Origin of the sequence: Pseudomonas wadenswilerensis, from assembly GCF_900497695.1 — a bacterium.
Classification (GTDB): Bacteria; Pseudomonadota; Gammaproteobacteria; order Pseudomonadales; family Pseudomonadaceae; genus Aquipseudomonas; species Aquipseudomonas wadenswilerensis.
The window spans coordinates 71,714-84,248 of record NZ_UIDD01000010.1 but is presented as its reverse complement, the minus strand read 5'-3'; the positions used below and the strand labels follow the sequence as shown (position 1 = coordinate 84,248).

General features: G+C 63.5%; 13 protein-coding genes and 1 riboswitch. Of the genes, 5 read left to right on the top strand and 8 right to left on the bottom strand.

The features are described from left to right. The 8 genes from CCOS864_RS19260 to CCOS864_RS19225 form a co-directional block, all read right to left on the bottom strand. Entirely contained in the window at positions 1–714 is a 714-nt protein-coding gene (locus CCOS864_RS19260; RefSeq protein WP_115087916.1) for an ABC transporter permease, read from the bottom strand. Next, positions 711–1,436, bottom strand: a complete 726-nt coding sequence (locus CCOS864_RS19255) for an ABC transporter permease (protein WP_115087915.1) — start codon at positions 1,434–1,436, stop codon at positions 711–713. The genes CCOS864_RS19260 and CCOS864_RS19255 overlap by 4 nt, the downstream gene beginning before the upstream one ends. A 75-nt stretch (positions 1,437–1,511) precedes the next feature. Beyond that, the gene (locus CCOS864_RS19250; RefSeq protein ID WP_115087914.1) at positions 1,512–2,291 is read right to left on the bottom strand and encodes an ABC transporter substrate-binding protein; all 780 of its coding nucleotides are present in this window, start codon (positions 2,289–2,291) and stop codon (positions 1,512–1,514) included. A 248-nt stretch (positions 2,292–2,539) separates the two neighbouring features. Further along, the gene (locus CCOS864_RS19245) at positions 2,540–3,586 is read right to left on the bottom strand and encodes an ornithine cyclodeaminase (RefSeq protein WP_115087913.1); all 1,047 of its coding nucleotides are present in this window, start codon (positions 3,584–3,586) and stop codon (positions 2,540–2,542) included. 20 nt (positions 3,587–3,606) lie between these two features. Beyond that, positions 3,607–4,524, bottom strand: coding sequence for a citrulline utilization hydrolase CtlX (gene ctlX, locus CCOS864_RS19240; protein WP_115088496.1), 918 nt, complete (start codon positions 4,522–4,524; stop codon positions 3,607–3,609). 133 nt (positions 4,525–4,657) lie between these two features. After that, positions 4,658–5,590, bottom strand: coding sequence for an ABC transporter substrate-binding protein (locus CCOS864_RS19235; RefSeq protein ID WP_115087912.1), 933 nt, complete (start codon positions 5,588–5,590; stop codon positions 4,658–4,660). Further along, positions 5,587–5,973, bottom strand: coding sequence for a (2Fe-2S) ferredoxin domain-containing protein (locus CCOS864_RS19230; protein WP_051636725.1), 387 nt, complete (start codon positions 5,971–5,973; stop codon positions 5,587–5,589). Before CCOS864_RS19230 ends, CCOS864_RS19235 begins: the two co-directional genes overlap by 4 nt. Before the next feature lie 106 nt (positions 5,974–6,079). Continuing rightward, positions 6,080–6,283, bottom strand: a riboswitch (cobalamin riboswitch). Positions 6,284–6,288: 5 nt separating this feature from the next. Further along, the gene (locus CCOS864_RS19225; RefSeq protein ID WP_115087911.1) at positions 6,289–8,100 is read right to left on the bottom strand and encodes a sigma-54-dependent Fis family transcriptional regulator; all 1,812 of its coding nucleotides are present in this window, start codon (positions 8,098–8,100) and stop codon (positions 6,289–6,291) included. 244 nt (positions 8,101–8,344) lie between these two features. Here CCOS864_RS19225 and CCOS864_RS19220 point away from each other — a divergent pair, with 244 nt between their 5' ends. From CCOS864_RS19220 to CCOS864_RS19200, 5 genes are read left to right on the top strand one after another with little or no spacing between them, the layout of a single operon-like run. Next, on the top strand, positions 8,345–9,439 hold the full coding sequence (locus CCOS864_RS19220; protein ID WP_010224620.1) for an ABC transporter ATP-binding protein: 1,095 nt from the start codon (positions 8,345–8,347) through the stop codon (positions 9,437–9,439). Continuing rightward, positions 9,439–10,536, top strand: a complete 1,098-nt coding sequence (locus CCOS864_RS19215) for an ABC transporter ATP-binding protein (protein WP_115087910.1) — start codon at positions 9,439–9,441, stop codon at positions 10,534–10,536. The genes CCOS864_RS19220 and CCOS864_RS19215 overlap by 1 nt, the downstream gene beginning before the upstream one ends. Further along, positions 10,533–11,396 carry a carbohydrate ABC transporter permease gene (locus tag CCOS864_RS19210; RefSeq protein ID WP_115087909.1) on the top strand — a complete coding sequence of 288 codons (864 nt, stop codon included), beginning with the start codon at positions 10,533–10,535 and terminating at the stop codon, positions 11,394–11,396. Before CCOS864_RS19215 ends, CCOS864_RS19210 begins: the two co-directional genes overlap by 4 nt. Positions 11,397–11,405: 9 nt before the next feature. Next, the gene (locus CCOS864_RS19205; protein WP_010224614.1) at positions 11,406–12,206 is read left to right on the top strand and encodes a carbohydrate ABC transporter permease; all 801 of its coding nucleotides are present in this window, start codon (positions 11,406–11,408) and stop codon (positions 12,204–12,206) included. A gap of 10 nt (positions 12,207–12,216) precedes the next feature. Beyond that, the gene (locus CCOS864_RS19200; protein WP_115087908.1) at positions 12,217–12,489 is read left to right on the top strand and encodes a DUF2160 domain-containing protein; all 273 of its coding nucleotides are present in this window, start codon (positions 12,217–12,219) and stop codon (positions 12,487–12,489) included. The last annotated feature ends 46 nt before the right edge of the window (positions 12,490–12,535 follow it).

Genomic DNA, 12,535 nt, shown 5'->3' with positions numbered 1-12,535 from the left:
TTAGCCTCGGGCAGGAACAAGAAAACCCATCCAGCGCCGCTCGGCCAGGCGAAACAGCCCGACCAGCGCGAAGGACAGCAACATGTACAGAAGCGCCGCCGTTCCGAAGGCCTGAAAGGTCAGGAAGGTGGCGGCGTTGGCATCGCGGGCGACCTTGAGGATGTCGGCGATGGTGGCGGTGAAGGCCAGCGACGTGGCGTGCAGCATCAGGATCAGTTCGTTGCTGTAGGCCGGCAGCGAACGGCGCAGGGCTGCGGGCAAGACCACGAACAGGTTCAGCTTCCAGCCGTGCAGGCCATAGGCCTGGGCCGCTTCGATCTCGCCATGGGGAATGTTGCGAATCGCCCCGGCGAAGATCTCCACGGTGTAGGCACAGGTATTGAGCACGAAGGCCAGCAGGGTGCAGTTCAGCGCATTGCGAAAGAACTGGTCGAGCAGGGCGTGATCGCGTACCACCTCCAGCCCGTACAGGCCGGTGTAGCAGATCAGCAACTGGATGTAGAGCGGCGTGCCGCGAAACACGAAGGTGTAGAACTCCACCGGCCAGCGCAGCCACAGGTTGCGCGACACCCGCGCCAGGGCCAGCGGCAGCGACAGGAAAAAGCCCAGGATCATGGTGATGACGAACAGCCAAAGGGTCATGGCCAGCCCGGAAAGCCCGGCGCCATCGCTGTAGAGGTAGGCCTGGCCGTACTGTTCAAAGAGTTCGATCATCGTGCCAGCCCCTTGATGCCGGTGTTGTAACGCCGCTCCAGGTGCTTGAACAAGCGGTTGGAGAGGGTGGTGATCAGCAGGTACACAAGCCCGGCGATGATCAGGAAGTACAGGGTGTTGTTGGTGGTCTTGCCGGCGTTCTGCGCGGCCTTGACCAGGTCGGCGAGGCCGATGATCGACACCAGCGCGGTGGACTTGAGCAGCACCAGCCAGTTGTTGCCCAGGCCCGGCAGGGCGAAGCGCATCAGTTGCGGGAACAGCACCAGGCGAAAGCGTTGCGCCTTGCTCAGCCCATAGGCTGTGGCTGCCTCCAGCTGCCCGGCCGGGACGCTGAGGATCGCGCCGCGAAAGTTCTCGGTGAAGTAGGCGCCGTAGATGAAGCCCAGGGTGATGACCCCGGCAGTAAACGGGTCGATTTCGAAGTAGTCCCAGCCGAGCATTTCGGTCAGGTCGTTGAGCCACAGTTGCAGGGTGTAGAAGATCAGCAGGATCAGCACCAGGTCCGGCACGCTGCGAATCAGCGTGGTGTACAGGGTTGCCGGCACGCGCAGCAGTTTCAGCCGCGAGAGCTTGGCGCTGGCGCCGAACAGGCCCAGGGCCAGGCTCAGGCCAAGCGACAGCAGCGCCAGTTTCAGGGTCATCCAGGTCCCTTGCAGCAACAGCGGGCCGAAGCCCTGCAAGCTCAGGGCCTGCCAGCCATGGGAGTGAAGGAAGTCGTTCACGGGAAAAATCTCGGTAGGACGCAGGGCAAATGCGGCCGTGATCAGCTCAGGGCGAACCGATCACGACGACACGGCTTACTCGTTGTAGATATCCAGGTCGCCGACGTACTTCTTCTGGATGGCGGCGAAGGTGCCATCGGCATGCACCGCAGCAATGCCTTTGTCGAGCAGGGCCTTGAGCTCGCTGTCGTTCTTGCGCAGGCCCATGGCGATGTCCAGGGGCAGGGTAGGGTCCTTGATCGCCGGGCCGCTCTTGAAGTCGGCGCCTTCGGGCTTGGTGAGGAAGTTCAGCTGGGCTTCGAGCTTGTCGGTCAGGGTGGCGTCGAGGCGGCCGTTGATCAGGTCGGCGTAGTTCTGGTCCTGGGCCTGGTAGGCCTTGACCTGGGCCCCCAGCGGCGCCAGCTTGGCACGGGCATACGCTTCCTGCAGCGAGCCCTGCAATACGCCGACCTGCTTGCCCTTGAGCGATTCGGGGGTGTCGCCGAAGTCGGCGTTCTTGCGCACGATCACCGAAGTCGGGCTGAGGAACAGCCGGGCGCTGAAGTCGATCTGTTTCTGCCGCGCCGGGGTCACCGCCATCGACGACATGATTGCGTCGAACTTGCGTGCCCGCAGGGCCGGGATCATGCCGTCGAATTCGTTGTGCACCCAGGTGCATTTGACTTGCAGCTTGGCGCAGATGGCGTTGCCCAGCTCGATGTCGAAGCCTTGCAGGCTGCCATCGGCGGCAACGGATTCAAAAGGGGGGTATTCGGGGTAGACGCCGAAACGGATCTCGGTCCATTCCTTGGCCTGCACCGCACTTGCGCACAGTGGCAGGAGCAGCACGCTGAGGAGCTTTCGCAGCGAAGTCATATGAGTATCCCTGAGTTTTATAGTTGATGTAGGGCAGTGGTGCGCTTCTGGTCTTTTAGTGACTCTCTGGTCGGGCTCAGAATGCGCGATGACGACGTTTTTTTTGTGTCGTTTGCGCCGGCGTCGGCTGCCGGATTTTGCTGTTAACGCGTGTATGGCAGCCGAATCGGCTGAGGCACCTCCTGTTTAAGCTTCCCTTGCAGCAGTTTCCGATCTGCCGCGCGGTGGCACGGCAGAATCGGTCGGGTTCAGGCGCGTTTTTTCTGCAGGTTTTCAACCGGTGCACGCAGCAGCGCGAACAGGTCTTTCGGGTCCTTGAGTTCCGGCACCAGGGCGATCTCGCTGCCGATGTCCAGGGCCTTGGCCACGTCCAGCACATAACGCAGCGCCGAGTAATCTTCGAGGGCGAAGCCGACCGAGTCGAACAGCGTCACTTGCGCGGCGTTTTCGCGACCGGCCACCTGGCCGTTGATCACTTGCCAGAATTCGGTGGTCGGCGAGTCGGCGGGCATTTGCTGGATTTCGCCTTCGATGCGGCTTTGCGGTTCGTACTCGACGATCACCCGCGCGCGCTCGACGATCTCGCGGTGCAGTTCGGTCTTGCCCGGGCAGTCACCGCCGACGGCATTGAGGTGCATGCCCGGCTCGATCATCTCCGGCGTGAGGATGGTGGCGTAGGCCTTGTCGGCGGTCACCGTGGTGACGATGTCGGCGCCGCGCACCGCTTCGGCGACGGAACCGGCGACGGTTACCTTGATTGCAGGGAAGGCGCTGAGGTTGGCGACCAGTTTGGCGCTGGCGGCCGGGTCCAGGTCATACAGGCGAATGTCTTCGATGCCCAGCAGGGCGTGGAAGGCCAGGGCCTGGAACTCGCTTTGCGAGCCGTTGCCGATCAGCGCCATGCTGCGGCTGTCCTTGCGCGCCAGGTAGCGGGCGGCCAGGGCCGAGGTCGCGGCGGTACGGATGGCGGTGGTCAGGGTCATTTCGCTGAGCAGCACCGGCGCGCCGGTATCGACGTCGCCCAGGGCGCCGAAGGCCATTACCGTGAGCATGCCGCGATGGGTATTTTTCGGGTGGCCGTTGACGTACTTGAAGGCGTAAAGGTTGGCGTCGGACACCGGCATCAGCTCGATCACGCCATCGGGCGAGTGGTTGGCCAGGCGTGCGCATTTTTCGAAGTCCTGCCAGCGCAGGTAGTCCTCACGGATGTACTCGGCCATTTCGCTGATGCAGGTGCTCAGGCCTTTGCGTGCCACCAGGCGGCTGAGGTCGGTAACGTCGATATAGCGGGTCATGATGAACTCCTTTGTTGTAATCAGTGACGGACGGGCAGGTGCACTTCGGCGAGCATGCAGCGCGCGCTGCCGCCGCCAATGCGCTCGATATGGTCGATGTTCACCACCACCGGGTGGCTGTGCTGTTCGACCTGCCGGCGCTGTTCGGGGCTGAGCGAGCGCCAGGCGCTGCGCGACATCACCAGCAGCGGCTGGCCTTGCTTGTCGTGGACTTCAAGCATGTTGCCGGCGAAACCTTCGAGCTGGTCGAAATCCAGGGCCAGGATGTCCTTGCCGGTGTCGCGCAGCGAGTGCTCCAGGGCGCGGCGCTCGGCGGCCTCGGGCAGGGCCTGCAGGCAGACCACCGAGAGCCCGCGGCCAACGCTCATCATCACATTGCAGTGATAGATCGGCGCCTGGTGGCGGTCGACGGCGTGGAACAGGCACAGGCGATAGTCGAGCTGTTCGGCGAACAGGCGCAGGGCCTGGGTGTGGGTGCGCCCGGAATGGCAGGCATAGCTGATCCGGTGCTCGCGATCCAGGACCATGCTGCCGGTCCCTTCCAGATACATACTCTGCTGTTCCAGGGGGCTCAGATCGATGGTCTGACGGACGGCAAAACGCTCTTCGAGCACCTTGAGCACGCCCTTGCTGCGCTCCAGGCGGCGGTTCTGGCCTTCCATCGGGTAGAGCACCAGGCTGCCGTCGGCGTGGCTGCTCCACCAGTTGTTGGGGAAAATCGAGTCAGGGGTGTGCGGCGCCGGGGTGTCCTGCACCACCAGCACTTCGACGCCGTGCTGGCGCAGGGTGTCGACATAACCATCGAACTCTTCCAGCGCTTTCTGCTGTGCCTGCTCCGGCTCGAGCAGGGCTTGCTGGAAACGGTTGTTGAGGGCGGTATCCGGGTTGAAGGCGAACCGCGCCGGGCGGATCATCAAGACTGTATTTGTTGTTTGCATCGAGGCACGCATCCGGGGTTGGCTGTGTGCTTATTGTCGACGTGATCAATGATAAATCCCGGCTGAAGCGCGTTGGGCGCTCAGCCGGTAAAGCTGAAATAGTGGGTTTGACAGCGGAATCTGCTGTGATGACTCAAGGTGGGTCTTGCTTGAAGGCGCGCAGCTGCCGCGCCAGGCTCAGCGCGGTGCTGGCGCTGTGTTCGCCGGCAAGGATGTGGGTGAAGGGCAGGTCGATCAGGCGATTGTTGCGCACGGCTTGCAAGTGCGAGAGCGCCGGGTGCTTGCGCAGGTAAGCGCGCTTGCCGGCGGCGGGCGACCACACTGCATCGGCAAGGATGATGACGTCGGGGTCGGCGCGCAGCAGGCTTTCGGCATCGACCGTGACCCGGTTCAGCTCAACCTCGGCGTAAAGGTTGCGGCCGCCCGCCGCGTCGATCAGTTGGGTGATGAAGCCGCGCTTGCCTTCGCTGTGCAGGCCGTTGACCTCGCTGTCGAGGTAGAACACCGACAGCGGCTGCCCGTGCCCGGCGATGGCTTTAGCAGCGGCCAGATCCTGGCGCTGGCGGGCGATCAGGTGGCTGGCCTGGGCGTCGCGCTGCAACAGGCGGCCGAGGACACGCAGGTCTTGTTCAACGGCGGCAAAGCCGTTTTCGGTCGCTGGCGCGCAGGCGTTCTCCAGCAGGTAAGTGCCGATGCCGTTGGCCTTCAAGGTCGTGCGCAGGGCTACGCCGTCGCTGTCGCGAAAGGCGCTGGCAAAACCGCCGACCAGCAGGTCGTAACCCTGGGCATAGACGACCTCGGTTGCCGGGTAGCGGCGTGACAACAGGGGGACGCCGCGATAGCGTCCGCTGGCCAGGGCTTGCGGGTCGTCATCGATATAGCTGACCGCGGCCAGGGTTGGGCCGGCTTCAAGGGCCAGCAGCAGGTCGGCGGCGTGCTGGTTGAGGGCCAGGATGCGTTGTGGACGGTCATGTGGCAGTTGCCAGGTCTGCCCGCAGTTTTGATAGTCCAGGGCCAGGGCGCTGCTGCTCAACACGGCCAGCAAGCTGGCGCCGAACCACCTCATGACACCTGGCCATTGAGCAGCAGATCGGGCACCGGCTGACCCTCGATCAGGTGTTCGCGCACCAGCCGTTGCGCGTCTTCGGCATTGGCTACCCGGTACCAGCAACGGTCCGGATACACCGTCAGCACTGGGCCGAGGTTGCAGGGGAACTGGCAATGGCTGCGGGTCAGCAGCACGCCGTCAGTGGTTTCGATACGGTTGGCCACCAGCAGCTCGCGGCGCAGGACTTTCCACAGCGGCAGGGCACCGCGTTGCACGCAGCGAGGGCCGGTGCAGAGCATCACGTGGCGGGTATGCTCGGGGATCTGCGACCACTCGGGCTTGCTCTGGATTTCATCTTCGGCGACGCGGCCGCGGCGACGCTTGGGGGTTGTTGCTGTCATGGACTTCTCGAAAAACATTCGCGAAGCGCACAGGAGGGCCCCAGCCAACACGCGCCAGGCAGCCGGCTCGTGCCCGCCCTCCGCAGGTTTGCCTAAATGACTGCGTGCAGTCGTGGGGCTTCAGGCCGGTCTCCGGGCTTGCGAGGCTTGAAGCCATTCGCCTTCCCATGCCTGTGGGCACAGTGGCGGGTTGAATGCTTCACTCGCTTACCGTTGCGGGGGCAGCGCCGGACTGGTCGATAACGACGCACCGGCTTCCCGTTTCACCTGACGCACGGCGGCGGCAGGCACCTGAAACTGGCAGGCATCTGACCATCAGCCCAGGCGTTCGTCAACTGTACCGGCCTGGCCCTGGGCGTGCAGGCGCTTGTACAGGGTGGTGCGGCTGATGCCCAGGGCCCGGGCCAGGGCCGAGATATTGCCGTTGAGGCCTTGCAGGCGCTGGCCGAGGTCGTCGGCGCTAGCTGGTGGCGGCAACACGGGGGGCTGCGGCCTGGAGGCGGGCAGATCGGCAAAGAAACTGTCCGGCAGGTGCTCCACAGCAATCGGCCGCCCGCCCGCCAGCGCCAGTGCGACCTGGAGCACGCTGGCCAGCTGGCGCAGGTTGCCCGGCCAGGGGTGCTGGAGCAGCAGTTCCAGCACCTTGCCGGGCAGTTGCGTCGGCGCCCCGGGCTCGCGGTGCTGCTGGTGGAGCTGTTCGATCAGGGCCAGGCGGTCGCTGCGTTCGCGCAATGGCGGCAGCATCAGGCTGAGACCGGCGATGCGGTAGTACAGGTCCTGGCGAAAGTGGCCCAGACGTACTTGGTCGGCGAGGTTCTGGTTGGTCGCCGAGACCACGCGGATATCCACCGGGATCGGTTCACCACTGCCCAATGGCTGGATGTTGCGGGTCTGCAGAAAACGCAGCAGGCGTGCCTGGGTCGGCAGCGGCATGTCACCGATTTCATCGAGAAACAGGATGCCCCGGTCGGCCTTGCGGATCAGGCCGATGTTGCCCTTGTGATGGGCGCCGGTGAATGCGCCTTTCTCGTAGCCGAACAGCTCCGACTCGACCAGCTCGGCCGGAATCGCTGCGCAGTTCACCGCAATCAACGGCTGGCCGGCGCGGCTGCTGGCGCGGTGCAGGGCATTGACGAAGACTTCCTTGCCGGCTCCGGTTTCGCCCTCGATCAATAGTGGAATGTCCTTTTCCAGCAACAACCCGGCCTGGTGCAGGGCCTTGTCGATACGCGGGTCGCAGGTGGTTTGCGCATGGCTGACCGGTGTGGCCCGCGGGGCTTGGGTGGGGGCATGCAACAGGCAATGAAAACGGTTGCGCCCGGTCACCTGCACGGCGAACGGTTGCTCTGCGCTGTGGCCGAGCAGTTGCACCAGGGGCGTCCTGAACAACTGCTCCAGGTTCAGTTGCAACGGATTCTGGCCGAGCAAACTGTCGGCCCGGCGATTGGCCGCCAGCACCCGGCCCTGGTCATCGAACACCAGCAGCCCGGCCCATTGGCTGTCGAGGTTGTTGGCGCCGGTATTGAAGCTCAGTTGCCGGTAATCCCCGGCAAAGCGCGCCAGGATCAGGCGGTTCTCCAGGCTCTGGCTCATCATCCGCACCAGGCCCTGGGTTTGCGCCGCCGGCAGGTAGCTGTCGCTGGACACATCGAGTACGCCGATCAACTGGCGCTCGGCGTCGAACAAGGGGGCGGCGGCGCTGGCCATGAAGCGGTTGAGCTTGAGGAAATGCTCATCCTGGCTGACATGCACCGCCTCGCCGGTAGCCAGGGCGGTGCCGATGGCATTGGTGCCCACCCCTTGTTCCCGCCAGCAGGCGCCGGCGACAAAGCCGTGGCGCTGGCGCGGGTCGATAAAGCGGCGGGTGCCCCAGGCATCGAGCAACTGGCCCTGATGGTCGCTGAGCATGATCAGGTAACTGGAGTTGCCGAGCAGGTGCGCGTATTGCGGCAGCACCTCGTCGCGGGTGGTGCCCAGCAGTGAATGCTCGCGTTCGAGCAGTTCGCTGACCTGGGCGGCGGATGCTTCGCCGAACTGCGGTTGTGACTGGTGATCCAGGCCGTAGGCGCGGCAGCGCTGCCAGGAGGCCTGGATCAGTTGCGCATGGGCGCTGGTGGATGCGGCCATGGGCCCGTCCTCTGCCGGCGGCAGTGTTGTTGTTTTTGTCTGATCCAGTGTTGTTCAGTCCTGTTCATTGTCAATGCCGCGGCTGTTCAACTGTGCAGCGAAGGCTGTTCATTTCTGTTCAGGTGTGAACCCCGGCCATCGGTCAGTTCGCTGAATTGCTTTTGCCGGCAAAGGCTTGGCAACCGCTGGCACGAATCTGGCTCTGCCTTGTGCGCCTGCTCGATAACAACAAGAAGGCCGCGCCATGTCGCTCACGCTCGAACATGTCAGCCGTACCGTGGATAACCAGGTGTGCATCGACGATGCCTGCCTGAGCTTCGAGCCCGGCTCGTTCAATGTGCTGCTTGGCCGCACCCTGGCCGGCAAGACCAGCCTCATGCGCCTGATGGCCGGGCTTGATCGGCCGGACCGTGGCCGGGTGCTGATGAATGGCGAAGATGTCACCGGCCGCCCGGTGCGCCAGCGCAATGTGTCGATGGTCTATCAGCAGTTCATCAACTACCCGACCCTGAGCGTGTTCGAGAACATTGCCTCACCCTTGCGCCAGGCGCGCATGGCCGAAGCGCTGATCCGCGAGAAAGTCCAGCAGACCGCGCAGATGCTGCGTATCGAGCCGTTTCTGCAACGCTTGCCGCTGGAGCTGTCGGGCGGTCAGCAGCAACGCACGGCCATGGCTCGGGCACTGGTCAAGGACGCCGAACTGATCCTGTTCGATGAGCCGCTGGTGAACCTCGACTACAAGCTGCGTGAAGAGTTGCGCCAGGAGATGCGCGAGCTGTTCGCCGCCCGCCATTGCATTGCCGTGTACGCCACCACCGAACCCAACGAAGCCCTGGCCCTGGGTGGCACCACCACCATCCTCCATGAAGGGCGCATCGTGCAGAGCGGGCCCACTGCCCAGGTCTATCACCAGCCGCGCACAGTGCTGGCCGCCGAGCTGTTTTCCGAGCCGCCGATCAATCTGATGCCCGGGCGTATCAGCGGCAATGAGGTGAGTTTTGCCGGTGCCGTGCATTTCGCCATGAACGCCGATCTGCGCCGCATTGGCGATGGCGATTACCGCTTTGGCGTGCGCCCGAGCCATATCAGCCTGGTGCCGTCCAACGACGATGACCTGGAGCTGGCAGTGCTGGTGGAACTGGCGGAAATCAGCGGCTCGGAAACCTTCCTGCATGTGCGCAACGAGCACTTTCGCCTGGTCCTGCACCTGCCTGGCGTGCACGAGTACCACGTCGATGCGCCGATCCGGGTGTTCATCCCCACCCACAAGCTGTTTGTCTTCGACACCGCCGGGCAGCTGGTGCAGGCGCCGGGCCTGCGTGAAGCGAGGGTCGCCTGATGGCCGAGATTCGCCTGCAACAGCTGGCGCACAGCTACAGCCGTGACCCGCAGGGCGCTGACGACTATGCCTTGCGCGAGCTCGAACATGTCTGGGAGCAGGGCGGTGCCTATGCCTTGCTCGGGCCTTCGGGGTGCGGCAAATCCACGTTGCTCAATATCATTTCCGGGCTGCTCAGCCCGTCCCAGGGCCAGGTATTGTTTGATGGCAAGGTGGTCAACGCGCTGTCGCCGCAGGCCCGCAACATCGCCCAGGTGTTCCAGTTCCCGGTGGTCTACGACACCATGACAGTGTTCGACAACCTGGCCTTTCCGCTGCGCAACCAGGGCCTGGATGAAGTGCGCATCGGCAAGAAGGTGGCAGAGATCGCCGAGGTGCTCGACCTGGGTAACCTGTTGAAGAAGAAAGCCCGCAACCTCAGCGCCGATGAGAAGCAGAAGGTCTCCATGGGCCGCGGCCTGGTGCGCGACGACGTCTCGGCGATCCTCTTCGACGAGCCGCTGACGGTGATCGACCCGCACCTTAAATGGAAGCTGCGGCGCAAGCTCAAGCAGATCCATGAGCAGTTCAACATCACCATGATCTACGTCACCCACGATCAGCTCGAAGCCTCGACCTTCGCTGACAAGATCGCGGTGATGTATGGCGGGCAGATCGTCCAGTTCGGCACCCCCCGCGAGTTGTTCGAACGGCCGCGCCACACCTTTGTCGGCTACTTCATCGGCAGCCCGGGGATGAACCTGATCCCGGTGCAGGTGCAGCCCGGCGGGGTCGGCTTTGCCGGCATCCACCTGCCATTGCCTGGGGATCTGCAGGAGCGCCTGGCGGCGAGCAACACCACGCACCTGCAGGTGGGCATCCGTCCGGAATTCGTCCAGGTCTGGGACACGCCGTTCGACGAAGGCTTCAGCGCCCGGGTGGTGGATGTCGAAGACCTGGGGACCTACAAGATCCTCACCCTCGACCTGCAAGGCGTGCCGCTCAAAGTGCGCCTGGGCGAGGACCGCACCTTGCCGGTGGGCCAGGCCTGGATCAGTTTTCCGGCGCAGTGGCTGATGCTCTATGCCGATGACGTGCTGCTGGAGGCCCGGCCATGAACAAGGTGCCCAACAACAAGGCCTGGTGGCTGGTGCTGCCGGTGTTTTTGCTGGTGGCCTTCAGCGCCGTGGTACCGATGATGACCGTGGTCAACTACTCGGTGCAGGACATTTTCGACCAGTCCAGCCGCTACTTCGTTGGCGCCGACTGGTACCGCCAGGTGCTGCAGGACCCGCGCCTGCACGACTCCCTGCTGCGCCAGTTCATCTACTCGGCCTGCGTGCTGCTGATTGAAATCCCCCTGGGGATCGCCGTCGCCCTGACCATGCCGACCAAGGGCCGCTGGTCGTCCCTGTGCCTGATCGTCATGGCCATTCCGCTGCTGATCCCGTGGAACGTGGTCGGCACCATCTGGCAGATTTTCGGCCGTGCCGATATCGGCCTGCTGGGTGCTTCACTCAACCAGCTGGGCATCAACTACAACTATGCCGCCAACACCATGGACGCCTGGGTCACAGTGCTGGTGATGGACGTCTGGCACTGGACCTCGCTGGTGGCGCTGCTGTGTTACTCCGGCCTGCGCGCAATTCCCGACGTGTATTACCAGGCGGCGCGCATCGACCGCGCTTCGGCCTGGGCGGTGTTCCGGCATATCCAGTTGCCGAAGATGAAGAACGTGCTGTTGATCGCGGTGATGCTGCGCTTCATGGACAGCTTCATGATCTACACCGAGCCGTTCGTGCTCACCGGTGGCGGGCCGGGCAATGCCACTACTTTCCTCAGCCAGACCCTGACGCAGATGGCGGTCGGTCAGTTCGACCTGGGACCTGCGGCGGCGTTCTCGCTGGTGTACTTTCTGATCATTCTGCTGGTGTCATGGCTGTTCTATACCGCCATGACCCATGCCGACAAACAGTAGGGGCCGCCCATGAACCTGCGCAAGACGCTGCCGCTGCTGCTGTACATCCTGTTCCTGCTGGTGCCGATCTACTGGCTGCTGAACATGTCGTTCAAGAGCAACACCGAGATCCTCGGCGGCCTGACCCTGTGGCCGCAGAACTTCACCTTCGACAACTACCGGGTGATCTTCACCGACCCCAGTTGGTACAGCGGCTACATCAACTCGCTGTACTACGTGTGCCTGAACACGGTGATCTCCCTGAGCGTGGCCTTGCCGGCAGCCTATGCCTTCTCGCGCTACCGCTTTCTTGGCGACAAACACCTGTTCTTCTGGCTGCTGACCAACCGCATGGCGCCACCGGCAGTGTTTCTCCTGCCGTTCTTCCAGCTGTATTCGTCCATCGGCCTGTTCGATACGCACATTGCCGTGGCCCTGGCCCACTGCCTGTTCAACGTTCCGCTGGCGGTGTGGATTCTCGAAGGCTTCATGTCCGGAGTACCGAAGGAAATTGACGAAACCGCCTACATCGACGGCTACAGCTTCCCGCGGTTCTTCGTGAAGATCTTCGTGCCGCTGATTGGCTCCGGCATCGGCGTCACGGCGTTTTTCTGCTTCATGTTTTCCTGGGTCGAACTGCTGCTGGCACGCACCCTGACCTCGGTGAACGCCAAGCCGATTGCCGCGGTGATGACCCGAACGGTGTCGGCCTCGGGAATCGACTGGGGCGTGCTGGCCGCTGCCGGGGTACTGACCATTCTGCCGGGCATGCTGGTGATCTGGTTTGTCCGTAACCATGTCGCCAAGGGCTTTGCCCTGGGCCGGGTCTGAGGAGCGCGCTATGGACTGGATGGCCTGGACTTTGCCAACAACGATCTTCTTCGCCTCGATCGGCCTGTTGCTGCTGGGCATGACGCTGTATGAGCTGCGCCGGCCGTGCGTCGAGCGTCGTGGTTTTCTGCCGATCGCCACCAGCCGTGGCGACCGGTTGTTCATTGGTTTGCTGGTCAGCGCTTACCTGCACCTGCTGGTAATCGGGCTCAGCGACTGGAACCTGTGGGTAGCCTCGCTGCTGTCCCTGGCCTGGCTGTTGGTGGTGATGCGCTGGGGTTAGCCGAGGGCAATCGGCAGGGCTCCGGGAAAATACTCAATCGGGAGAT